The organism is Arcicella sp. GW821-FHT09D11, assembly GCF_059416265.1.
The window spans coordinates 429,890-454,586 of record NZ_JBWKOV010000002.1 but is presented as its reverse complement, the minus strand read 5'-3'; the positions used below and the strand labels follow the sequence as shown (position 1 = coordinate 454,586).

General features: G+C 36.2%; 15 protein-coding genes. 9 read left to right on the top strand and 6 right to left on the bottom strand.

Features of this window, described 5'->3' with window-relative positions; genetic code table 11:
* Positions 1-128 precede the first annotated feature (128 nt).
* Together AC07N0_RS07085 and AC07N0_RS07080 are read left to right on the top strand one after the other, a co-directional pair.
* Positions 129-1,613, top strand: a complete 1,485-nt coding sequence (locus tag AC07N0_RS07085) for an APC family permease (protein ID WP_494588637.1) — start codon at positions 129-131, stop codon at positions 1,611-1,613.
* A gap of 142 nt (positions 1,614-1,755) precedes the next feature.
* Positions 1,756-3,357: a peptide chain release factor 3 gene (locus tag AC07N0_RS07080; protein ID WP_494588636.1), complete on the top strand. Its 1,602-nt coding sequence runs from the start codon at positions 1,756-1,758 to the stop codon at positions 3,355-3,357.
* 53 nt (positions 3,358-3,410) lie between these two features.
* Here the strand turns inward: AC07N0_RS07080 and AC07N0_RS07075 are convergent, their stop codons facing one another.
* A complete protein-coding gene (locus AC07N0_RS07075; RefSeq protein ID WP_492801792.1) occupies positions 3,411-5,165 on the bottom strand; it encodes a phospho-sugar mutase in 1,755 nt (584 codons plus the stop codon).
* Between the two features lie 780 nt (positions 5,166-5,945).
* On the opposite strand from AC07N0_RS07075, the gene AC07N0_RS07070 reads away from it, so the two are divergent.
* The 4 genes from AC07N0_RS07070 (at position 5,946) to accD (ending at position 14,305) form a co-directional block, all read left to right on the top strand.
* On the top strand, positions 5,946-8,954 hold the full coding sequence (locus AC07N0_RS07070) for a SusC/RagA family TonB-linked outer membrane protein (RefSeq protein WP_494588635.1): 3,009 nt from the start codon (positions 5,946-5,948) through the stop codon (positions 8,952-8,954).
* 30 nt (positions 8,955-8,984) lie between these two features.
* Entirely contained in the window at positions 8,985-10,427 is a 1,443-nt protein-coding gene (locus AC07N0_RS07065) for a RagB/SusD family nutrient uptake outer membrane protein (RefSeq protein ID WP_494588634.1), read from the top strand.
* Positions 10,428-10,619: 192 nt separating this feature from the next.
* Positions 10,620-13,247 (top strand): T9SS type A sorting domain-containing protein, encoded by a 2,628-nt coding sequence (locus AC07N0_RS07060; protein ID WP_494588633.1) that lies wholly within the window; start codon positions 10,620-10,622, stop codon positions 13,245-13,247.
* 215 nt (positions 13,248-13,462) lie between these two features.
* Positions 13,463-14,305, top strand: coding sequence for an acetyl-CoA carboxylase, carboxyltransferase subunit beta (gene accD, locus AC07N0_RS07055; RefSeq protein ID WP_492801787.1), 843 nt, complete (start codon positions 13,463-13,465; stop codon positions 14,303-14,305).
* Positions 14,306-14,403: 98 nt separating this feature from the next.
* On the opposite strand, the gene AC07N0_RS07050 is transcribed toward accD, so the two are convergent.
* The 4 genes from AC07N0_RS07050 to AC07N0_RS07035 form a co-directional block, all read right to left on the bottom strand.
* The gene (locus AC07N0_RS07050; protein WP_494588632.1) at positions 14,404-14,745 is read right to left on the bottom strand and encodes a heavy-metal-associated domain-containing protein; all 342 of its coding nucleotides are present in this window, start codon (positions 14,743-14,745) and stop codon (positions 14,404-14,406) included.
* An 83-nt stretch (positions 14,746-14,828) separates the two neighbouring features.
* Positions 14,829-15,392: a helix-turn-helix domain-containing protein gene (locus AC07N0_RS07045; RefSeq protein ID WP_494588631.1), complete on the bottom strand. Its 564-nt coding sequence runs from the start codon at positions 15,390-15,392 to the stop codon at positions 14,829-14,831.
* 5 nt (positions 15,393-15,397) lie between these two features.
* Positions 15,398-17,656, bottom strand: a complete 2,259-nt coding sequence (locus AC07N0_RS07040; RefSeq protein ID WP_494588630.1) for a TonB-dependent receptor — start codon at positions 17,654-17,656, stop codon at positions 15,398-15,400.
* Positions 17,657-17,759: 103 nt separating this feature from the next.
* Positions 17,760-18,191: an HYC_CC_PP family protein gene (locus tag AC07N0_RS07035; protein ID WP_494588629.1), complete on the bottom strand. Its 432-nt coding sequence runs from the start codon at positions 18,189-18,191 to the stop codon at positions 17,760-17,762.
* A gap of 330 nt (positions 18,192-18,521) precedes the next feature.
* Here AC07N0_RS07035 and AC07N0_RS07030 point away from each other — a divergent pair, with 330 nt between their 5' ends.
* From AC07N0_RS07030 to AC07N0_RS07020, 3 genes are all read left to right on the top strand, one after another.
* Entirely contained in the window at positions 18,522-18,851 is a 330-nt protein-coding gene (locus AC07N0_RS07030) for a DUF2752 domain-containing protein (protein WP_492801779.1), read from the top strand.
* Positions 18,814-19,173 (top strand): TM2 domain-containing protein, encoded by a 360-nt coding sequence (locus AC07N0_RS07025; protein ID WP_309913091.1) that lies wholly within the window; start codon positions 18,814-18,816, stop codon positions 19,171-19,173. Before AC07N0_RS07030 ends, AC07N0_RS07025 begins: the two co-directional genes overlap by 38 nt.
* Before the next feature lie 113 nt (positions 19,174-19,286).
* On the top strand, positions 19,287-20,189 hold the full coding sequence (locus tag AC07N0_RS07020) for a hydroxypyruvate isomerase family protein (RefSeq protein ID WP_309913094.1): 903 nt from the start codon (positions 19,287-19,289) through the stop codon (positions 20,187-20,189).
* A 114-nt stretch (positions 20,190-20,303) separates the two neighbouring features.
* Here the strand turns inward: AC07N0_RS07020 and AC07N0_RS07015 are convergent, their stop codons facing one another.
* Positions 20,304-24,629 carry a T9SS type A sorting domain-containing protein gene (locus AC07N0_RS07015; RefSeq protein ID WP_494588628.1) on the bottom strand — a complete coding sequence of 1,442 codons (4,326 nt, stop codon included), beginning with the start codon at positions 24,627-24,629 and terminating at the stop codon, positions 20,304-20,306.
* Positions 24,630-24,697 lie beyond the last annotated feature (68 nt).

Below are 24,697 nucleotides of genomic sequence, written 5' to 3'. Positions count from 1 at the left end.
TATACTTTCGTATAATTAGACATTAGTACTTTTTTAGGAAGATAAGTTTTTCTTTAATACAAAAAGCATATTAATCAAGTAACCAAAATCTAAAAATCACTTCAAATTCACACAAAAACTAAAACCCTATGAGCAACAGTATTTGGCGTAAAAAACCAATGTCAGCTTATGAAGCTGATATTAAAAACAATAAATTAAATAAAGTGCTTGGCAAATGGAGCCTCACTGCAATCGGTATCGGAGGTATCATTGGTGGAGGTATCTTCGTATTAACAGGTACTGCTGCGCATTATCATGCTGGGCCTGCTTTGGCATTATCATTTGTTGTTGCCGGTATTGGTTGTGTTTTTGCTGCATTATGTTATTCTGAATTTGCTTCAATGTTACCTGTAGAAGGTTCTGCCTATGCGTATGCATACGGTACAATGGGCGAAATTTTTGCATGGATAATTGGCTGGGGGCTAATTCTTGAATATGCCATGGGAGCAATGACCGTCGCCGTAAGCTGGTCCGGCTACTTTAATAAGCTACTGCATCTCTTCGGCATTACGATGCCCTATTACTTAACCAATGACCCTTTTTCTGGTGCTCAGTATGCTATCGATAATAATATCACAGAACCCGCAGCATTTTCTTTTAACTTGCCTGCTTTCTTGATTACATGGCTAGTTACTTGGATTCTAGTAAAAGGCGTTAAAGAAGCTGCCAATACAAATAACTTAATTGTAATTCTTAAATTATCAGCTATCTTATTTGTTATTATTGTAGGTGTATTCTTTGTGAATGTTGATAACTGGCATCCATTTATTCCTGAGCCTGAAATGGTAAAACACGCAGATGGTAAGATGCAAGAAGCTTATGGTATCAAAGGTATTTTAAGCGGTGCCGCTGCTATTTTCTTTGCTTACATTGGTTTCGATGTTGTTTCTACTTCAGCAGGTGAAGCGATTAATCCTAAAAAAGATATTCCTTTTGCCATTATTGCTTCATTAGCTATCTGTACTTTATTGTATATTTTAGTATCATTAGTACTTACGGGTATGCTAAACTATAAAGACATTACGGGTGATGCACTAAAAGCTCCAGTGGCTTATGCTTTTGACCAAGTAGGACAGCCTTGGGCAGTATTTATCATTACTACTGCTGCAACTGTAGGTTTGGTTTCAGTAATGTTGGTGATGATGCTTGGACAAACACGCGTTTTCTTAGGGATGGCTAAAGATGGTTTATTGCCAGACTTTTTCAGTAAAATTCACCCAACTTTCCAAACTCCTTGGAAAAGCACATTGTTGGTAGGTCTTGTGGTTTCATTGGTAGCCTCGTTTACTCCTATCGGTGTATTGAGTGATATGACTAGCTTCGGAACACTTTTTGCCTTCGCAATGGTTTGTTTAGCGGTATTAATTTTACGTCAACGTGAACCTAATCGTGACCGTCCTTTCAAAACTCCTTTATTGATGTTAGTTGCTCCGCTTGGGATTATTACCAATGTGGCATTGATGTCTTTATTAGATAGCAAAGCTCAATTGTTTGCATTTGTTTGGATGGGAATTGGACTAGTAGTTTATTTTATTTATAGCAAAAGCAAAAGTAACCTCAATGAGGTAGAATAATATATTATTCTTTTAGTTTGACTTTAAGACCTCACAGAAAACAAAATTCTGTGAGGTTTATTTTTTTATGAGTAATTTTGCGACTTGATTAGTTTTTTAGGACTGGGTTATTATCGCTCAGTCACTTATTTATAGATTGACAATGGCAACCATACAAGAAGAAATACATAAACGCCGTACTTTCGGTATTATCTCTCACCCCGATGCAGGGAAAACTACGCTCACAGAAAAATTGCTTTTATTTGGTGGAGCTATCCAAACGGCTGGTGCAGTAAAATCAAATAAAATTAAAAAAGGAGCAACTTCCGATTTCATGGAGATTGAACGCCAGAGAGGTATTTCGGTTGCTACTTCAGTAATGACGTTTGAATACAACAACCTTAAAATCAATATCCTAGATACACCTGGCCACAAAGATTTTGCTGAAGATACCTATAGAACTTTAACAGCCGTTGACTCAGTGATTTTGGTTATCGACTGTGTAAAAGGCGTAGAAGAACAAACAGAAAGATTGATGGAAGTTTGCAGAATGAGAAATACGCCTGTAATTGTTTTTATCAATAAGATGGATAGAGAAGGGCAAAACCCTTTTGATTTATTAGATGAATTAGAGCAAAAACTGAATATCAAAGTTCGTCCGCTTACGTGGCCTATCAATATTGGTTCAAACTTCAAAGGTGTTTATAGCATTTATGATAAATCATTGAATATCTTCAATGCTAACAAAACTAAGATTGAAAAAGAAGTAGTTGCTGTAGACATCTGGTCGGAAGAATTAGATAAAAAAGTAGGTGAAAAAGATGCCAATCAATTACGTGAAGATATTGAATTGATTGAGGGAGTTTATGGCGATTTTGACAGAAGTGTTTATCTGTCTGGAGAAGTAGCCCCTGTATTCTTTGGTTCAGCTGTTAACAATTTTGGTGTGCAAGAATTGCTGGATACTTTTACAGAAATAGCACCGAGTACACAAGCCAGAAAAACAGATGTAAGAATAGTAGAGCCAGAAGAGAAAAAATTCACTGGTTTTATCTTTAAAATTCACGCCAACCTTGACCCTAAACACCGTGATAGAATTGCCTTCTTGAGAGTTTGTTCGGGAACATTCGAGCGTAATAAGTTTTATAAACACGTTCGTTTAGACAAAAACCTTCGTTTCAACAACCCATACAACTTTATGGCACAAGAAAAGGAGGTAATTGACGAAGGCTTCCCAGGGGATGTAATTGGTTTGTATGATACAGGAAACTTTAAGATTGGTGATACGCTATCAGAAGGAGAAGCATTACAATACCAAGGTATTCCAAGTTTCTCGCCTGAGATATTCAAAGAATTGATGAACCTTGACCCAATGAAATCGAAACAATTGGAAAAAGGTATTCAACAATTAACAGACGAAGGAGTAGCCCAATTGTTTGTTCAAGCACATTTAGGAAACAGAAAAATTGTGGGTACGGTTGGGGAACTTCAATATGAAGTAATTCAGTATCGTTTAGAACATGAATACGGCGCAAAATGTCGTTTTGACCACCGTGATATTGCCAAAGCTTGTTGGGTAACCTCAGACGACGAAAAGAAACTAGCAGAATTTGTTCGTTTAAAAGCACAAAACATTGCGCAAGATAAAGATGGAAACTTTGTTTTCTTAGCAGAATCTGAATGGATTTTAAGGATGAATATTCAGAATAATCCAGATATTCAATTCCACTTTACCTCAGAGTTTAAGAGAGCGGTAGAAGTATAAAACAAAAATGGCGAGAAAGATTTCTCGCCATTTTTGTTTAAAAGATGTATTGATTACTTCAAACCTAAATCTTCTTGAATAGCTGAAACTTTCAATTTCAATTTAGCCAATACTGTTTCAAAATCCTCCGCTTTTTCTAAAGGTTCGTTTACAGAAACATAAAACTTGATTTTAGGCTCAGTTCCTGAAGGACGAGCAGATACTTTTGTACCATCTGCCAAAACCAATTGAATTACGTTTGAAGCTTCCATACCTAAACCAGTTGGAATATTTGTTACTGCTCCAGACTTCAAATCAGTTGATGTAAGATTAGTATAGTCAATTACCGTCACTGGTTCAGAACCTGCTACTGTAGCTGGTACGTTACTACGTAAATCAGCCATCATTTTCTGAATTTCTTCCGCTCCTGCTTTACCTTTTTTCGTTAACGAAATCAAGCCTTCGTAATAGAAATTGTTTTCCATGTACATGCTCGTCAAGAAATCAAATAACGACTTGCCATTATCTTTAGCATAAGCTGTTAATTCAGCAATCATGGCACATGAAGCAATGGCATCTTTATCACGCACAGCATCACCAATTAAATAACCATACGATTCTTCGCCTCCACCAATAAACTTCTCTTTACCTTCCAACTCACGAATGACAGCAGCAATAAATTTAAAGCCTGTTAAAGTATTATAACATTTAACGCCCTGTGTTTCGCACATTTTATCAATGATGTTGGTCGTAACGATGGTTTTAGCAATAAATTCTTTACCCGTTAACTTCCCAGCTTTTTTCCAAGCATCTAGTAAGTAATAGATAATCAAGCTTGCCATTTGGTTTCCATTCAACAGCACCCATTCTCCTGCTGGATTTTTTACCGCCGCTCCTACTCTATCAGCATCAGGGTCTGTAGCGATTACCAAATCAGCATCAATTTCTTTGGCCAAGTTCATGGCTAAAGTCATTGCTTCTGTTTCTTCTGGATTTGGATAAATTACCGTTGGGAAATCTCCGTTAGGTTCAGCTTGTGCTTCTACTACGTTTACATCTTCAAAACCTAATAATTTTAAGGCTTTTGGGACAAGGGTAATACCTGTTCCGTGGATAGATGAATAAACAATTTTCAAGTCTTTCTGACGCGTAATTACATCAGGGTTGATTGAATTCGCTTGAATAGTTTTCAAATATTCAGCATCAATTTCTTCTCCAATTAATGTAATTAAGTCTGGATTACCAGTAAAGTTGATTTCATCTACTGATTGGATTTTGTTTACTTCAGCAACAATGTTCTTATCGTGCGGCGCTACTACCTGCGAACCATCATTCCAATAAGCTTTGTAACCATTGTATTCACGAGGGTTGTGCGAAGCCGTAATTACTAGCCCTGCATTACATCCTAAGTGTCTTACTGCAAAAGATAATTCAGGCGTTGGACGTAATTCCTTAAATAAATACACTTTAATGCCATTGGCCGAAAAAATATCCGCAGCTACTTTAGCAAAAAATGAAGCATTATTTCTTGAATCATGAGCGATAGCCACACTAATGTTTTCTCCTGTGAAATTCGCTTTTAGGTAATTAGCAAATCCTTGTGTAGCCGAACCAACAGTATATTTGTTCATACGGTTTGAGCCCACACCCATTTCACCACGCATTCCACCCGTTCCAAACTCAAGGTCTTTATAAAAAGAATCCGTTAACTCTGTTTCTTTTCCTTCATCTAAAAATTGCTGGATGATGGCTTTTGTATCTGCATCATAGTTTCCTGAAAGCCACAAGTTAATTTTTTCTTGGGTAAGTGCGTCTAAGCTAGCGATCATAATATTATTTGTTAAGTTAAAGTCTGAGATTTTTCGACCAACAAATATAAAAATTATTTATTGTTTTGAGTACTGTTCTATAGCTTTAGTCTATTGCGATTTATTGAACGGTAATTTTTAGGAATTAGCCAATAAAAAATAGGGTTTTAATAAAACATAGTTATTTCTAAGAACCTCTAGGATTAAATATCTCGATTTAGTGAGAACAGTAAAAGAGAACAACCTACCAAAAAATAGGCTTATCTAAGTATGTTTTCAGTATATAAACTTTAAGGTGGCTAAATTGTTTGAACTGTAACCCAATTGATGAAACATCGATAAGGGTGGCTATTAATAGCAAAACATCATATATATCTAAAATAATGTCACTATTAAAGCTAGTATATATGTTACCGTCAAATGCCATACAGTAATTATCTATAGCATTTCTACTTGGTATGATTATGCTAGAGCAATACTTCTATTTCAAAAAATAGTTATATTTACCTATACTAGTATATAAAATAAAATTTATCTTTAGTATTGAATACTCTTCTATTGTTTTAGCGAATACTTATTTATTAAACGGAGTTTTTTAGTGATAACAAAATAAAAACCATGTTTTCTCAGAAAAAACACAACAAAACACCAGTAATATATGTTAATTTTAAAATAATAAATTATCAATATTCGTTTATATACTGATAATTTATAAGTATACGTTTTAAAGTAAAGTCAAACCTACCAGATTCATTTTTTTGCTAACTAAACATTCGAAACTTTAAAAACAAAATCAACAACATGAACAGAAAACTACTAATGATTTTTGTACTGATGCTGACTTTAACGCTAAAAATAGCGGCTCAGGACAGAATTATCTCGGGGAAAGTGACTTCGTCAGAAGATGGAGCAGTACTCCCAGGTGTAAGTGTGTCGGTTAAGGGTACAGCCAGAGGAACAACTACTGGTTCAGATGGTTCGTATAAAATTAGTGTTCCCAATAGTGCAACACTATCTTTTAGCTTTGTAGGATTTATTAAACAAGATGTATCGGTTGGAACAAAAACAATTGTCAATATAGCACTGGTACAAGATATTACTGATATTGAAGAAGTAGTTGTAGTAGGTTATGGAACTACTAAAAAGCAAAATTTAACAGGGTCGCAATCTACCATATCTGGAAAAGCTTTAGAAGGCAAAGCTGGAGGAAGCTCTTTCGATAACCTTTTACAAGGTAAAGCAGCAGGTCTACAAATAGTTGCCGTAAATGGTCGCCCTTCGGGTCAAACGTTTATGCGTATTCGTGGAGAAGGCTCTTTAGCTGCTGGTTCTCAACCATTAATCGTTATTGATGGTGCACCAGTAGCCAATAGTGAAGCTCAAGGCGGTATCAACATCTTGAATACTATCAATCCTAATGAAATTGAAGATATTCAGGTATTAAAAGATGCTTCTTCTGCGGCTATTTATGGTTCAAGAGGAGCCAACGGCGTAATTTTGGTAACTACCAAACAAGGCAAAAAAGGATTACCAAAACTTACTTATTCTTTCCAAGCAGGTTATTCTGAAAAAACACCTGATAATTTCAAAATGATGACTTTTGAAGAAAAGCTTCGTTATGAAAAAGATTTGGGCTATACTAACGGTTATTTTTCAGATGATATTACGAATATGACTGATGCTGAGTACCAAGCAGAAGTAACCAGACTTGCTGCTGGAAAAACAGATTGGTTTAAAACATTATTGCAAAAAGGACAATTAAGAACACATCGTTTGGGCATTAGTGGTGCAAACGAAGCTTTCTCTTATAACATTGGTCTACAAACATCAAAAATTGGCGGTTTATCAAATGCATCTAACTCAGATTTGAATACTGGTAGAATTAATTTAGAGTATCGCGCTTCTAAATGGTTAAAAACTGGTGCAAATCTGCAATTTACTTCGATAATAACCAATGAACAAAGAGATCGTTATAATGTTCAAAATCCGTTTTATGCTATTTATGCCTATAATGCCTACGAGCCAGAATTTAATGATGACGGTACTTACAACTTGACAGTGAATGGATTTAGTATTTCTGAAGCTATCGTAAATAATACTGAAAAACAAAATACGGCAAATGGCTTAGGTACTTTTTTCTTGGCATTATCTCCTGTGAAAGATTTAGAAGTACGCTCACAAATTGGTCTTACTTATACCAATTATGACAGAGAATACTATATCAAACCAGGGTCTATTCTAGATCAATATGTTGGTGACCCTTCTGCACCAGGTTCAAAGACTGATAATGGTTTTCAAAACTTCAATTATGTATTTACCAATACTGCTACCTATAGCAAATCTATTGATAATACGCATAATTTTAAAGTATTGGGCGGTATTGAATTTACGAGAGACAGAATCAAAAGTTTTTCATTATCTTCAAAAGGGTTTCCATCTGATAAAGTAAATACTCAAGATAATGCCTCAACGCCTACAGCGGCAACAACTGCTAAATTAGATTGGGCTTTGTATTCTTTGTTCGGACGTGTAAATTACGATTTCAATCAAAAATATTTTCTTGATTTATCTATCCGTCGTGATGGTTCTTCTCGTTTTGGAAAAAATAATCGATATGGTTTGTTTGGTGCAGCAAGCGTAGGATGGCATTTAGATAAAGAATCTTTTATACAAGATTTGACATTCATCAATTCGTTAAAATTAAGAGCTAGTTATGGCCTAACAGGTAATGACCGAATAGGAAACTATACTCCTCTGGGTTTATACCGTTATAGTAGTTATGGCTTAACGTCTGCTACCTTCCCTTCACAAGTAGACAACGCAGACTTAACATGGGAAAAACTAAAAGCTACTGATATTGGTCTTGATTTCTCTATCATTAATAATCGTCTGTATGGTACAATCGATTGGTATAACAAAGACAACTCTGCTTTGCTTTATAACCGTCCATTATCTGCTACGACAGGTTTCCAAGTAAGAACTGAAAACGTTGGTGCTGTACAAAACAGGGGTGTAGAATTTACAGTAGGTTATAAAATTATTGAATCAAAAGATTTGAAATGGGATGTAAACGTTAATTATTCAATCAATAAAAACAAAGTGACAGCTTTGACAGAAGATGGGTTGAATCGTGACGGAGGGCTTTCTCAATTGAGAATCGGACAACCTATCGATGTATATTTCATGACTCGTTACGCTGGTGTAAATTCACAAACTGGCGCACAACAATTCTATAATATCAATGGAGAAATTGTAGAAAACTATAGCCCTAGTGATGCCGTAGTATTAGAAGGAAAATCTCGTTTAGCTACTCGTTTTGGAAACTTCCGTACAGAAGTAAACTATAAAGGCGTTTCATTAAGTGCTGATTTGTATTATTCAGGCGGTAATTATATTTTCAACTCAATGTGGGCTGATTTAACGTCGGATGGTGAATACATTTATAATAACCAAGCAGCAGATGCTTTGAATTATTGGAAAAAAGCAGGTGATACAAATGTACTACCTACGCCAACTGGAATTAGTTATACTACTGACCGTTATTTACAAAAGGGTGATTTTATTCGTTTAAGAAATGTTACTTTAGGTTATACTATTCCTTCAAGTATTACTAAAAAAGCAAAAATACAATCTGTTAGAATTTATGCTCAGGCACAAAACTGGTGGTATTATGCTTTTGAAGCCAAAGGAGACCCTGAAATTGGGTTTGGTCAAGCAGAAAGTACAGGCGGACAAGTTCAAGGTTTATTCCGTGGCTATAGCTACCCTGTGGCACGTCAATTAACATTTGGTATTGATTTAACCTTCTAAATTCATCCATAAAACAGACTTCAAAGAAATATGAAAAAATATATTTTAACTCTTAGCATTTTTACTCTGATTGGAGTAACAAGTTGCAGCGATAAAGAACTTGAATTAAGTCCATACAACTCTGTAACTGATACGCAAGCATTTGAAACCGAGACTGATTTTGGTAACGCAGCAAGAGGAATGTATGCGCGTAGCGTAAATGGTCTATCAGGCTTATCAGGAACTTTATATTATGCAGGTTCATCTATTAGTCTTCCTGATATCATGTCCGACAATGCTATTATGTGTCGCACAGGTCGTTTGTCAAACCGTTTTTTCCAAGAATGGCGTTATAATGGCGACATCGCTTGGGATTTATGGACACAAGCTTATTCATCTATTCGTAGAGCAAATGGTATTTTGGTAAACATCAATAAATTAGCAGATGGCACAGCCAAAAACAACTTCAAAGGTGAAGCATTGGCAGTAAGAGCATTGGCTCATTTTGATATGGTTAAATTATACGGAAAAGCTTATACACAAGCAAGTGATGCTGATTTGGGGATTCCTTATGTAGTAAGCACCGATCCAAGCGCTAAACCGTCTCGTGAAACAGTTAAATCTAACTATCAAAAAATAGAAGCAGATTTAGTTGAAGCAGCAAGTTTAATTGGTAGCGCCAATGGCGTTTATCGTTTCAACAAATCAGCCGTTTATGCGTTGCTTTCACGTTTGTATTTATATGAAGGTCAGTGGCAAAAAGCAGCTGATGCGGCTACTCAATCATTAGCATTAAGCGCTAGCCCTGGTTCAATTGCTAATTTCTCAAGCATTTGGAAAGATGCAAGTAATGATGGCGTATTGTTAAAACTACAAATTGTTGATAAAGATGCCGTTTCACCAGGAGTAGAATATAGCCAAAGTTCTTCTTCGGGCGTACGTTCTGAATATGTGGTTGATTACGACTTCTTTAGATTATTTAAAGATACTGACGTTCGTAAAAGTGCTTACATTGGTTCAAGTTCATTTGGCGGTTTTAGATATAACAACATTATCAAGTATTTTGGTCGTGCTACTGGTAATGCTAACGTGGTTGACCCTAAGGTAATCAGGGTTGCGGAAGTATTATTAAATCGTGCAGAAGCTTTGGCACAATTAAACAAAGATGCTGATGCTTTAAAAGATTTGAATACTTTAAGAGCAAACCGTTATGTAGGGTTTGTAGCAGCTGATAATCAAGAAGGGGGCAATGCTTTGAAAACTGAAATTGATTTACAAAGACGCCTTGAATTAGCATTTGAAGGTCATCGTTTCTTCGATATCAAACGTAAGGGATTAGCCATTAATCGTTCAAATTGGGGAGACAGATATGATGGAACAGGAACAACCTATGGATTCAGAACGTTACCTGCGGGTGATGCTAGATTCCAATTACCAATTCCAACCAACGAAATCCGTACAAATGCTAACGTAGCTCAGAATCCTGGTTATTAACAATTATAAAAATATTTTCTTAAAAGGCTTTCTTGATATAAAAAGAAAGCCTTTTTATTCGTTTAAGATATGCCTGCTCATTGATTAACTATGTTTCTAAAACCTTTATTAATTTCTATCAAAAATAGTTATTATCTTGTGTAGCAAACACTTCAAATTCTATTTAATAAGTCTCCTAAAATTTATTTTAATATGAGAAAATTATTACTTGCTACTTTCATAACGCTGGGAAGCTTTGCTGCTTTCTCGCAAAAAATCAAAATGGAATCTATTCCTGGTAATCAGATTGTTGATTATGCACCAACACCTGAACAGGCAAAAGAGCGTGTTTTGCCAATGGGATATACAGAGATGATGAAAGCTAAACTAGAAGCAGATAAAAAGCTTGCTGCTAGTACCCGAAGTGCATCTAGCCAATCAGCTAATTTTCAGGTTTTCTATGAGCAAGGGTCAAATCTGCCTGCTGATGTAAAAAGTGTTTTTGAAAGGGCTGCTGCTACATGGGCTAATGCTTTAAATTCAGATGTGCCTATTAAAATATTGGTTCGTTGGAGAAGTCTAGCATCTGGCGTATTAGGGTCAGCAGGGGCTTCAACTTATTATCGAAACTTTCCTGGAGCAGCTAAAGCAGGCACTTGGTATCCGATAGCACTTGCTGAGAAAATGGCAAGAAAGGATTTAAATGGTGAAGATCAAGCAGATATTGTTGCTACTTTTAACTCTGACCGTACTGACTGGTACACAGGGGAATCAACTCCGACAAGATTACAATATGATTTGTATTCAGTAGTATTACATGAATATGGTCATGGACTTGGTTTTATTGGAACTTTTGGCGCAAGTGATACCATCGCTGGTTGGGGTAGTGGTAGTTTTGTGGGTTCGGCTGGTATTTTTGATAATTTCATTGTAAATAGTACAGGCGTTTCTTTGATTGACTCTACAGCTATTCCAAACTTTTCTGAGGCTCTTCGTAAGGAAGTAACGGGTGGAAAATTATTTTTAAATAGTCCATCTGCTACGAAAGCAAATGCCAACAAACAAGCTAAATTATATGCTCCGACAACGTATAGTGCTGGTTCAAGTATTTATCACGTTGATCAAGCTACCTATAGAGTTGGTGACCCAAATGCTTTAATGACTCCTTCGATGGCGGCGGGTGAAATGACTCGTAGTATTGGCCCGATTGTCTTAAACTTCTTTGCAGATTTAGGTTGGGTTAGTAGCTCAATTACACATGATCCTCTTACAGATAATGAAGATACTAGTAAAGACTACATTTTTACGGCAAAAGTATTGGGTGATACTGCCATAAAAGATGGTTCTGTGAAATTGTATATTACTACCACCAATAGTATTGCAGATGCCAAAGAAGTACCACTCACAAAGTCAGGTAATCAATATTCATACACATTACCAAAATCGACAGAAAGACGCAAAATTAGTTATTACTGGCAAGGTGAAGACTTAGCAGGCAGAAAATTAGCTACGCCCGCAGAAGCACCGTTGAGTCCTAAAGGTTTTACAAATTATTATCAATTTACCATTGGGGCAGATACTGTAAAGCCTGTTATCTCTTATACCAATAATATTTTTTCAATTTATAACACTGAAACAGAAATAAAACTTCCAGAAGGACAAGCCTATGATAACATAGGTATTGATAGCGCTTATGTAGAATATTATATTAATGATGTAAAGCAAGCGCCCATCATGTTGACCTATACTACTAGCGACAAAACCATTACTTTTAATGGCAGTTTTAAATTTACATCGGCTCAATTTAAAGGAAATGATGTAGTAAAATATCGCATTGTAATCAAAGATAAAGCAAAGGCTAAGAATACTCGATTCTCGCCAGAAGCTGGTTTTTATGAATTTAAAGTGTTGAAATTATTTGCTGCCGTAAATACTTACGTCAATAATTTTGATACTTCGCCAGCGGCTCCTGATGATTTTTACCTCAAAGGGTTTACTTTCTCGAAACCAACTAATTTTACAAGCATTGCTTTAAACTCTGACCACCCTTATAAAAATGGTTCAGAAGAGATATTTGAAGTAGATGGAAATTTATTTACAAATACTATTGCTCAATTATTAAGACCTGTCGTATTAAGAAGTGATACTGCAAAAATCTACTTTGATGAAATAGTATTGGTAGAGCCTGGTGCAGATGGTGCTGTTTTTCCTGATAGAGATTTCTTTGATTATGTAGTAGTGGAAGGGTCTAAAGACAATGGTAAAACATGGCAGTGGTTTCAATCAGGTTGGGATTCAAATGATGACCCCGACTGGAAAAAAGCTTGGACTTCTTTAAATATAGATAAAGATCAAAATTCAAAGGTAGTCGGCACTCCTAGTCTTTTTAGAAAAAGAGAAATAGATATGCTAACTTCTGGAGATTTCAAAGCGGGTGATAATGTATTGGTTCGATTCAGATTGTTAGCTGACCCTCTGGCTTATGGATGGGGCTGGACAGTCGATAACTTGAATATACAAGGGCCATCGGGCAAACCTGTGATTGTAACGCCAACAGTATTAGGTAATGAGCCAAGCAGTACAATTGAAGTAACTATTTCTCCAAACCCTTCGCCTACTGGTGAGTATAAACTAAAGGCGAGCTTTGCTAAAGCGACAAAGAGTGTAACCATCAATGTTGTAAATATCTTTGGAGTATCTGTCTTTAACGAACAACATAGCAACTCAGGAAATGAGTTTAATCATACCATTAACGTAGCGAATCTTTCAAATGGTTATTATCTTTTGAAACTTCAAACAGAGCATGGAATGATTAATAAAAAAATAGTTTTAGCTAAATAATTTTTTTAAAATAATTCAAACGAGCCTTTTTGTGTATTCAAAAAGGCTCGTTTTTGTTTTGTTACATAACAATTTTTTACAAAAATGTTATAAGTCGAAACGCAATACCTTATCTTTGCCAAGATTTTGCATTTCCAACAAATGTATTAATCATAATTATATATTGGAACAAAATGCTTTCAATCATTAACATTCGAATCTAGCAATCATAAAATATGTCTTGGTTTACCAGAAAAGATAAGGGTATTTTAACCCCTACCGAATCAAAACGTGAAGCTCCAGACGGGCTTTGGTATCAATGCCCATCTTGCAAAAAAGCAATGCACACTCGTGAACATAAGTTGTTCGCTTATACTTGTTCAAACTGCAATTATCATGAAAAGATTGGCTCTCAAGAATATTTTGAGATTCTTTTCGATCAAACAAGATATACAGAATTGGATGCCATGCTTTCTTCTGGCGACCCTTTGGAATTTGTAGATACAAAACGTTATCCTGATCGTATTAAAGCTACTGAAAAGAAAACGGGTTTAAAAGATGCTGTTAGAACTGCCCATGGCAAAGTAAATGGCATCGAGATGGTCGTTTCTGCGATGGACTTTTCATTTATTGGTGGGTCGATGGGTTCTGTAGTAGGTGAAAAAATTGCTCGTGGTATCGACTATGCTCTTGCACATAAAATTCCATTCTTAATGATTTCTCGTTCAGGGGGTGCAAGGATGATGGAAGCGGGGTTTTCGTTAATGCAAATGGCAAAAACATCTGCAAAGTTAGCTTTATTAGCTGAAGCAGGAATTCCTTATATTTCTTTATTGACTGACCCAACAACTGGAGGGGTAACGGCATCTTATGCCATGCTCGGAGATTTTAATATCTCTGAACCAGGAGCTTTGATTGGTTTTGCTGGTCCAAGAGTTATTCGTGAAACCATTGGTAAAGATTTACCAAAAGGGTTCCAAAGTGCAGAATTCGTATTAGAACATGGATTCCTTGATTTTATCGTAGATAGAAAAGATTTAAAAGATAAGCTTTCATCTTTATTAGGAATGTTGGCGTAATAGCTTTAAGCTTTGAGCAAAAAAGGGGTTGTTGATTTTGGAATCGACAGCCCCTTTTTTTGCTCAAAGCTCATTGCTTATCACTCAAAGCTAAAAAACTACATCTCACCTTTCTTACAGCAAGAAGGTAGTTTTTCATAGCCTTTTGCATTCGCTGCTACTTCGTCAGCAGCATATCCTACTTCTGAAATAGCCTTTTTGATTTTTTCTACCGATGTCTTCTTTGGATTATACGTTACTGTTACAATTTTTTCTTTACTTTCAATATCCAGATTAGACTCTGAAACTCCCTTTGTAAAAGCTAATTTTTTCTCAATACGCTCTTTGCACATTTCGCAAACAGCAGAAGTTTTAATTTTTACTGTTTCTGTTTTAGGTGTTTCCGCAAATGTAAGCACTGAAACTAATAAAAGGATTAATGCTAAGATGTTCTTTTTCATGTTGTTGTTTGTTTTATTGATTGATTATTTTGTTAAAATATAGTTGTTTTTATGGCATTTTAAAGTATAATTCAACTTCTAAATTATATTTCATCCAAAGCTTTTCTTGTGTGATATTGTGACTCCTTAAAACGACTAGGAGTCAGACTCGTTACTTTTTTAAACTGATTCGATAAATGTTGAACACTACTGTAATGCAGTTGATCAGCTATTTGACTTAGTGTTAATTCATCATATACTAGCAATTCCTTCACTCTTTCTATCTTCTGAAAAATTAAATATTGTTCAATCGTTTTTCCTTCAATTTCCGAAAATAGGGTACTCAGGTACTTATAATCTCGTCCAACACGTTCAGCAATCAGAAAAGATGGTGTTATTTTGTCAACACTATCGTCTGCTTGATAAATCATTTCAATCACTACATTCTTTATTTTCTCAACAATTTTCTTTCGTTTATCATCTAATAACTCAAAACCTACATCATTCAATTTTTGAGCCAAAGTAGCTTGTGTATGCTCATCTAAATCTTCTTGAATGATAACTTCGCCAAGTTCAATCTGCTGTACTGCAATATTCAATTGTGTAAGGATTTGGTTTACGGCCATCTTACAGCGATCACAAACCATATTTTTGATATATAACTTCATTGCTTTTATTTAATTTTATATCGCATCCCTACATACACCATTCGTCCAATAACGGGTCCCCATACCATTGAAGCATCAAAATTCTTTCCGAAAGGGTCGTTCGCTGCAATAATAGGATTGCTCTGTGTAAAGTTATTGAGATTTTCGCCTCCCACATACATTTCCCATTTCAAGAAGGCCTTCGTTACTTGTGCATTAATGTTTGAAAAAGCAGGAGCAAATACCGATGGCGACGTCACAGAGTGTACATGTCCTTCAGCAGTATCAGGAATCCTACGTCTGCCATTCCATTGCCAAGTAAAGTCAATCTTCCACTTATTATAAGGCAAGGCATAAGCGATGTTGAATAACACCCGCTCGCGGTTAACAAACTGTTTTGGTAACAAAGTAAGCTCGCCAGTTGGAGTCAACACATCATTTTTAACATCAAATAAGCGATAAGCTAATTTAGTTTCGATACGTTTACTTGGTGCATAATTGACTTCTGCCTGAAAACTATTCGAAAACGAACGCCCTTTTAAATTATAAAAACGGACTAAATCAGCATTTTCCATATCTACGATTAATTGGTTCTGGAAGTTCGTTCGGTAGGCATCTAAAATGATGTTTCCTTTCTTCCCAAAAAGATAAAAATCATTACTTATGCTCGCTCCAAAATTCCAAGATTCTTCTGGTCTGATGATTTCAGGTACAACTAATTGTCTGGAATTTACTAACATCCCAAAATTTTCGGCAATGGCATTGGGCATTCTCCAACCTTTCCCTGCACTAAGGCGTAAGTGAAGGTCAGACGTAATATCATATTTGGCATGTAAACGGGGTGTAAATCTTGTACCATATAAATTATGAAAATCTACCCTTCCTCCTACTACAAGCGTTAATTTTTCAGGAATGGTTTCTGTATATTCTACAAAAACACCCGGAACAGATTCTGTTCTTTTAAAGGTAGAATCTAAGTACTTTTCATTGTAATCATCCAACAGATAACTTATTCCTGTTTTGTATTGGTGATTGGTATTGCCTAGTATATTCTGATAAATTAAATTGGCATATAAACTCTTTTGAGTACCCGTATAGTTTTTAAATCCAAAATAAGACTGGTTGTCATGGTACAAACCATTGATAATAAGCCCTAAGCCCTGATAAGGCTTAGTTTGATATAGCTTGGCGGTTTTACTAAAAAATTCATACCGCTTTGTGGTGCTTCCAAAACCATAAGCATTTGGTGTATTGCGGTCTGTATCTGGATTAAATTTTACTTGTCCACCCAAACGGTCTTCATACAATGCTTTTATGCCAAAAGAAGCCATCATTTTATCACTTTGGTACTTCCAACGATTAATGGCATTATACTGGGTATAAAGTGGTAAATCTAAAAAACCATCTTTGTTTTTATCTAATTTAGTTTGCAAAGTACTCCCATGCGTAAGTAAAGCAACAGACCATTTTTCGTTGAGCTTATTGGCTAATGTAAGATTGATTTCTCCTCTACCCTGACTATTCAGGTAGGTGTTCAAATACAATTTTTCGGCAACATCTGGTTTAGCTAATTCTACATTCAATGCCCCCGTCATAGACTCATAACCACTTATTACTGAACCTGCTCCTTTGCCCACATCAATAGAAGAAATCCAAGTGCCGGGGATATAATTTAGTCCGAAAGTACTGTTCAAGCCACGAATAGCAGGAATATTTTCAACATTCGTTTGGATATAATTTCCTGATAACCCTAATAATTGAATTTGCTTTGCACCCGTTACCGCATCAGCATAACTGACAGACACCGACGCATTAGTTTCAAAGCTTTCAGACAAATTACAACAAGCTGCCTTGGCAAGTGCTTTTGAAGTAATAATTTCGGTATGAATAGGGTTCATTCTATCCATAGCACTAGCCTCCGCTTTTACAACAACTTCAGATAAATTCGCATTTACAGGGACAAGATTAATCTCTAAAAAGTCTAATGAATGTACCATTAGTGTATCAGTTTTATACCCGACAGAGCTAACAATTAATTGATGGTTTTGAGATTCTTTACTGATAGAGAACTCTCCTTTTTCGTTGGTGGTGGTTCCTCTTTGGGCATTCTGCCAACGGAGGGTAGCACCGATGATGGCTTCTGTTTTGCCATCAGTTTTTTTCTCTTGGACAATGCCTCGAACTGTTTCGCCACTTTGTGCAAACAATGGCGAAAACAACACTACATTGCTGAATATCAGCACAATGAACCTAGAGAATACTTTTGAAACTATAATAGAATTCATGATTTTTCATATTAAAATATTTAAACGACCGAGGTTTTTGGGTTATCAACACAATTAGATAACGCAATACCCCAAAAGATAGCGTTTGATATTCTAACAAAAATCAAATAAGAAAGGACTGAATAAAGATAAGACGGAGCCGTCCAAATAAAGGCGGAGCGGTATTATAATAATGAGGGATTTTGAAAGAAACAGATTGAGTTACCCACGTAAAAGTATAGAAAATGGGTGTTTCAATTATCCATGCTAAAGAAGGAATTTTATAGTCAATACTGATTCCTTGTGATGCATTCGGATTGATTTTATAATGAGTAACTGAATCTGAACAACATTTAGCTCTTTTGATACTAAGCTTTGATGAATGCGCTGTCATCTTGGCTTTTTTAGCACAACAACTACGCTTAGGTTGCGAAAGCATATAATTGCTTTTGCCACTTATTTTACAAAGATGCTCATACATAGCAAATCCAACGCTTGCGAAAAGCACTTGGAAGGCCATCAAAAGGCAAAATATGCGTATGAGTACTTTTTTCATGATGTGCTTTAAGAATAAAGCTTTCAGTCGTCGGCTATCAGCTTTCGGCTAAAATGTTAAATAAAATATCTTTGTATCTAATACTAAATCTTATTACAAAAGAAAAACTGATAGCTGACTACTGAAAGCTGAATGCTAAAAGTATGTTACAAATATACGTATTTTCAACATGATAAGTATTTATATTAGTTTCTGATTATGTTGCATAATTTTCCGATTTGCTACCTAAAATTAAATCCATCCTACAAAACACATTATCCACCCCTAAAAAAGACATTCTGTGTAGAATTATAGCTAATATCAGAAAATATCCATCACCTTTGATTCACAATGATACGGAAATTAAATATAGAACTCTTGTTTTGGATTAGTGGATTAATCTGGTTGTTTCTTGATAATCCACACGAAAACCATTTTAGTTTTTGTCCGATAAAAAACTTAGGATTTTCATTTTGTCCAGGTTGTGGATTAGGTCATGCTATTTCTTTTTTATTTCATGGAAACTTCCAACAATCATTTGACAGTCACCCACTTGGCATTTTTGCCCTAATCGTGATTGTTGCCAGAATTATCACTTTACTAAAATATACTTACCAACATTTAAACTTAAACATACAAGACAATGACACCCAACATAATGATGATGCTTTCGAACCTTGAGGCTGAGGAAGCAATGTTTATCCAAAGTTTAATCAAAGATATGTCTGAAGACCAACAAAAGACCTTCATCATGATGTATCAAAACAAACGTAGGGATACTACCCTTATTTTGATAACAACAGTAATCGGTTTCTTTGGATTTGCAGGTATCCAACGTTTTTTAACTGACCAAATCGGGATGGGGATTCTCTATTTCTTCACAGGTGGTTTATGTTTTATCGGTACGATTGTAGATTTAGTGAACTACAAAAGCTTGGCTTTTGAGTACAATCAAAAGGCCGCTTATGATACATTACACATGATGAAAACTTGGCATTCGTAAATCTATAGATTGCAGGATTGTTTTTTCAAAAAAATCCCCTAAATTCCAGCGAATTTGAGTATAATCTGTTTTTATATACTCTTTAAATTCTAATTCAGGACTTTTAAAAAACTATGGGAAAAACTTTTTCACGCCGAGCGGCTCTACAGGGAGTCGGTGCGGTAACTGCAACCATGCTAACTTCTTCGCTCAGTAATCGAATTGAAGCGGCAGACACACAGATAGGTGCCGCATTGAAAGGTCGAGTAAATCACTCTGCTTGTCGTTGGTGTTATGGCTCTATTCCATTTGAAGACCTTTGTAAAGCTGCCAAAGATATTGGTATGCAAAGCCTTGAGTTGACAGGTCCTTCGGAATGGGAAATTTTAAAAAAATATGATTTAACATCAGCTATTGGTTGGCCAGAAGGTAACCAATGGGGAAATGGAATGGGCTTAACTAGCTGTTTCAACAATGTAAAGAATCATGATGCACTAGTGGCTTTATATGAAGATTTGATTCCGAAAGCAGCCAAAGCAGGTGTCAAAAACTTAATTACGTTTTCTGGAAATAGAAATGGATTAAGTGATGAAGACGGACTAATCAACTGTAAGAAAGGTTTACAGAGAATCATGAAAACAGCCGAAAAACATGATGTAACCATCACGATGGAGTTGCTAAATTCAAAAGTAAACCACAAGGATTATCAATGTGACCATACTGATTGGGGTGCGGCTTTGTGCGAAATGGTTGGTTCAGATAAATTCAAATTACTTTATGATATTTATCACATGCAAATCATGGAAGGGGACGTAATTGCAACGATTAAAAAATATCATCAATATATTTCACATTACCATACAGGTGGTGTTCCGGGTAGAAATGAAATTGATGATACGCAAGAGTTGTATTATCCAGCCATTATGAAAGCTATCCTTGATACTGGTTATAAAGGATTCATCGGGCAAGAGTTCATTCCTGCAAAATCTGATAAAATCGCTTCATTGAAACAAGGTGTTTTAATTTGTGATGTATAGTTATAAGTTATAGTATAAATGAAATAGCCTTTTAATTCTGACTTGAATTAAAAGGCTATTTCATTTATATATCAATCTGTGTTATTGAAGGACAACTCTTCACTCAAAACTACGCTATTGTGTGATAACTACTTTCTTTATTCTTTCAAAACTATCTGTTTTGAGTTTGATAAAATAAATATTTCCTATAGAACCACTCAGTTTAAGCGTTCTTGGCGTATCAAATTTATTGACTTTAAATGTCTCAATCAGTCTTCCGTCCATTGTATACACTGATACATCAGCACCTATTAAATCTTCAACAACCTGAATCGTAATATCACCCGTAGCACTTGGGTTTGGATAAACGTTCATTCCTTCAAAAGTTAAATCCTGCGTATATTTATACACTAATGATGGCTGTGAATAACATTGCAGTTTACCACTTGGCAAAGCAACTTGATTATATACTGTACTTGCCTGTACTTGGTAATCACCATCCTTTTTCACTTTGATGGTGTTTGTAATAAAGCTTTTCTGTTCTTCTCCGTTATATTTCCAAATATAGCCACTTTCGTCACCAGAACTTTGAGCGATTAAGAAGAAAGCTCCAGATTGCGAAATCACTGGCGTAGTAGGAAGCGAACGAACATCTACTGTAATAGCATTTGATGGCGCCGACAAACAGAAGTTTTTATCTTCTACCCTTGCAAAATAACTTCCTGATTTATTTACTGAGATAGTATTGTTGCTACCATTTCCTAGCGAATCGTTTGTACTTCTATACCAGTATGCTTTATTGGTATTTGCAGTAGCCAACACAGTACTGCCACCGTCACAAAAAGTAAGATTACCTGTAGCACTAATTTGTGGTGTCGCTGGTAGTGGATATACACTTAAAGTAATGGGTTGTGATGATTGTGAATAACATGAAAAAGCACTCACTGCCTGTACTGTTACATTGCCCGCATAATTTACAGTTATGGTACTAGCCGTACTATTCGAAATACTCCATTTATAACTACTTGCCTGTACTCCTATCGCCGTTAAAGAAACGCTTTTATCTGCACAAAAAGGATTGGCTCCTCTCAAAGTGATAGATGGTGCAGCTGGTAATTGATTAACCGTTGTTTTGATGGTATCCGAACTTGCTACAGACTTACATCCATTCGTATCGATTACGGCTACTCCTATTCCATTAGCTTTTTTCCATGTAAAGGTTCTACCGCTGATGCCATTTTGTAATAATCCATCGACTGTCCATTGATATACATTTTTCAAGCCATTGGTAGTAGTAGTTGGTAAACTTGCTTCTAACAAAGTGCTGTCGCCATCACAGAAAATCTTTGGTCGTACTATTCTCAATGTTGGTTTAGCAGGCAATGGATTTACGGTAACTTTCAATACTTTTGAATATGCCGAAAAGCATCCAAAGGTATCTCTTACTTTTACAGCATATCTTCCCGAAGTATCAGTTGTGATAGCTCCTGTCGTAGCAATTTCTCTTTTAGTATCTTCATCTCTCCAACTATATCTATCCACGTTACCATTTGCTATTAACGCTCTTAATGTAGCTGTTCCTCCTTTACAGAAAGTAGCAATAGGCGAAGCTAAGATGCTCGCTGGCTGTGGTGCTTCACGCACAGTGATTTTTACACTTTTTGAAATCTTAGAAATACATTTCTTCGCACTAATCGCTTGCACAGCATATTCTCCTGCTTCTCCAACTATTACAGATTGAGTTTTACCAAAAACAATGCTACTTCCTATATTAGTCCACGTATATTCATTACCTACTACCGAAGACGAAAGCGTAACGGTAGAATCTGGACAGAAAATCAATGGTCCATTTGCTACAACAGTTGGTGTAGCAGGTAAAGGGTTGGCAATCACTGCAACAGGGTCGGAAGCATCTTTTGATTTACAACCTTTGTCAGAAACGGCAATGACTGAAATGGTCTTTGATTCCTTCACAATAATTTGCGCAGCATTTTGGTTGGTACTCCAAATATATCCTGAAGCCGTTGATGACCGCAACACAGTAGAATCACCATCACAAAACTCAGCAGGGCGAATAATTGAAATGGTAGGTTTAGCTGGCAACGGATTTACCGTAAGCACTGTAGCGACAGATGATTTGGAAGTACAAGTATTTGCATCTGTAAAAGTAAGGCTATAACTTCCTGCTGAGCCAACGGTAATACTCTTTGTTTTGCTACCAGTATTCCATGTATACACACCAATACCTTTGTCATTGGCTGTTAAAGTTTTACTTTCAAGTTCACAAATACTTACTGCTGTTCCCTCTAGTATAGTAGGTGCTGTTGGATTTGGATTAACAGTAACCAATTTAACATCTGAGGCAAGCGATACACATCCATTCGCATCTTTAGCTTTTACAGTATAAATCCCTGTTTTTGTAACGATTAATCCTACTGCTTTTGAAGTAATGGTATCTTTAGCAGTAGTAGAACTCCAAACATTGGCATTGGTCACATACGATGAGGTCAATGTCACGTTTCCTCCATCACAGAAAGTCGTTACTCCACCAGCAGTAATAGTTGGTTTAGAAGGAATTGTCTTAAACAATTGTAAGGTATAACCATTTGAAAAATCAGACTGACAACCAACTGAGTTTGTATATGCCACAGTATAGGTATGATTACTACCACTATTGACAAGTGAGCTATCTAATCCTCTTACTGTAATAGCACTGCTTGTAGAACCTGTCAAGGTATTGCTTCCAACAATCCAGGTATAAGAAGAACCGCCACTGGTTGCTTTTAATGTACGAGAATCCGTTCCACAGACTAGCGTTATACTAGTGTCCGGTACAATGATAGGCTTAACTGGTTTTGGAGAAACTTTTAACACAACAGCCGTCGAAACATCTGAAAGACAGCCTATTGAATTAATTAAGGTTACTGTATAACTATATTTTCCTGCTGTAGTTACATCGTTTCCTGTTACTAACAACGTATTTATTTTTGAACTTGACAATTCTATAATATCTCTTTTCCATACATAAGATGCACCTCCGCTCGTTGCTGTCAGTGTTTTATTTCCTACGCCACAAATGGCATTAGTATCAACAACTGCTTCAATAATCGGCTTTGTAGGTTTGGGAGAAACCTTTACCGCTACAGCTAAAGAAGTATCTGATACACAACCAACTGAATTTTGAAGAACAACTTTGTAGCTATAACTACCCGCTACTGATACATCGGTTCCTGTAACCGTTAAAGTATTGGTGACTGGGGATAAAATAGTAGTACCTCTTTTCCAAGTATAAGTAGCTCCGCCAGCCGTTGCTGTCAGAATTTTAGTACTTACGCCACAAATTGCGTTGGTATCAGGAACAGAAATTACAGGTCTGCTAGGCTTCGGAGAGACTTTTAGGGCAACTGCCAACGAAGTATCAGAAGAACAGCCTACAGCATTGGTAAGTACTACTTTATAATTGTAAGTACCAGCTACTGAAACATCTGTTCCAGTAACGACTTGTGTATTAATTGTTGAGCTAAGGATCGTATTATTTCTTTTCCATAAATAACTTGTTCCGCCACTAGTAGCGGTTAATGTTTTTGAATCTGTTCCACAAATTAAATCAGGAGTAACTGAGGTAATTACTGGTGTTGCTGGCTTTGGAGATACCTTTAAGCTCACTGAGGCAGAGGTATCAGAAACACAGCCTACTGCATTTTGAAGTACTACTTTATAATTATATGTACCTGTTGGTACATCCGTTCCAGTAACAGTTAAAGTGTTTATCGTAGCACCAAGAATTGTAGCATCTCTTTTCCAAGTATAACTAGCGCCTCCTGTTGTAGCCGTTAATGTTTTTGAGTCTGTTCCACAAATTAGATTGGGCGTAAGTGGCGTAATTACTGGCGTTGTGGGCTTTGGAGATACTTTTAAGCTCACAGCCGTACTTGTTGCAGTACAACCTGTAACACTATTCGTAGTAGATACGGTATATGCATAAGTGCCAGGGACAGTCACAGAACTACCTGTTACTGGCAAAGTTGCTGTGGTAACTGTTGTAGAGACACCATCTCTTTTCCAATCATAATTGGTAGCTCCGCTCGCTACTATATTTCTACTACTTACCCCACAAATGGCCGTTAGCACATCGCTTGGAGGAGTAACAGTAGGTGCCGTCGGGACAATCTGTGTTACCGTAAAAGCACTTACTGAGATATAAGACCCAACCGCAGTTTGCTTTACTTTGGCGGTATAAGTTCCCGCGGCTGCTACGTAAGTTCTTGTAGAAGCTACCAAAACATTACTTGCATTATACCATTCATAAACGGCATAGCCGCTAGGAAGCGTAAGTTGAGAAGTACCTAAACCAGTACAGGTATAAACACCCGTTGCCGTAATCGTAGGTGTTTGAGCAGACGATATCATAAATGATAAGACCAACCAAATCATCAAAAGATATGAACAGCTTTTTTTCATAATTATCATGTTGATATAATTACCATCGATTGCGGTAATGAATGAAGATGAAACAGGTAATGTCATCT

Coding starts and splice junctions, on each gene's coding strand:
- AC07N0_RS07085 (WP_494588637.1), top strand. CDS start 129: ATGAGCAACAGTATTTGGCGTAAAAAACCAATGTCAGCTTATGAAGCT.
- AC07N0_RS07080 (WP_494588636.1), top strand. CDS start 1,756: ATGGCAACCATACAAGAAGAAATACATAAACGCCGTACTTTCGGTATT.
- AC07N0_RS07075 (WP_492801792.1), bottom strand. CDS start 5,165: ATGATCGCTAGCTTAGACGCACTTACCCAAGAAAAAATTAACTTGTGG.
- AC07N0_RS07070 (WP_494588635.1), top strand. CDS start 5,946: ATGAACAGAAAACTACTAATGATTTTTGTACTGATGCTGACTTTAACG.
- AC07N0_RS07065 (WP_494588634.1), top strand. CDS start 8,985: ATGAAAAAATATATTTTAACTCTTAGCATTTTTACTCTGATTGGAGTA.
- AC07N0_RS07060 (WP_494588633.1), top strand. CDS start 10,620: ATGAGAAAATTATTACTTGCTACTTTCATAACGCTGGGAAGCTTTGCT.
- accD (WP_492801787.1), top strand. CDS start 13,463: ATGTCTTGGTTTACCAGAAAAGATAAGGGTATTTTAACCCCTACCGAA.
- AC07N0_RS07050 (WP_494588632.1), bottom strand. CDS start 14,745: ATGAAAAAGAACATCTTAGCATTAATCCTTTTATTAGTTTCAGTGCTT.
- AC07N0_RS07045 (WP_494588631.1), bottom strand. CDS start 15,392: ATGAAGTTATATATCAAAAATATGGTTTGTGATCGCTGTAAGATGGCC.
- AC07N0_RS07040 (WP_494588630.1), bottom strand. CDS start 17,656: ATGAATTCTATTATAGTTTCAAAAGTATTCTCTAGGTTCATTGTGCTG.
- AC07N0_RS07035 (WP_494588629.1), bottom strand. CDS start 18,191: ATGAAAAAAGTACTCATACGCATATTTTGCCTTTTGATGGCCTTCCAA.
- AC07N0_RS07030 (WP_492801779.1), top strand. CDS start 18,522: ATGATACGGAAATTAAATATAGAACTCTTGTTTTGGATTAGTGGATTA.
- AC07N0_RS07025 (WP_309913091.1), top strand. CDS start 18,814: ATGACACCCAACATAATGATGATGCTTTCGAACCTTGAGGCTGAGGAA.
- AC07N0_RS07020 (WP_309913094.1), top strand. CDS start 19,287: ATGGGAAAAACTTTTTCACGCCGAGCGGCTCTACAGGGAGTCGGTGCG.
- AC07N0_RS07015 (WP_494588628.1), bottom strand. CDS start 24,629: ATGAAAAAAAGCTGTTCATATCTTTTGATGATTTGGTTGGTCTTATCA.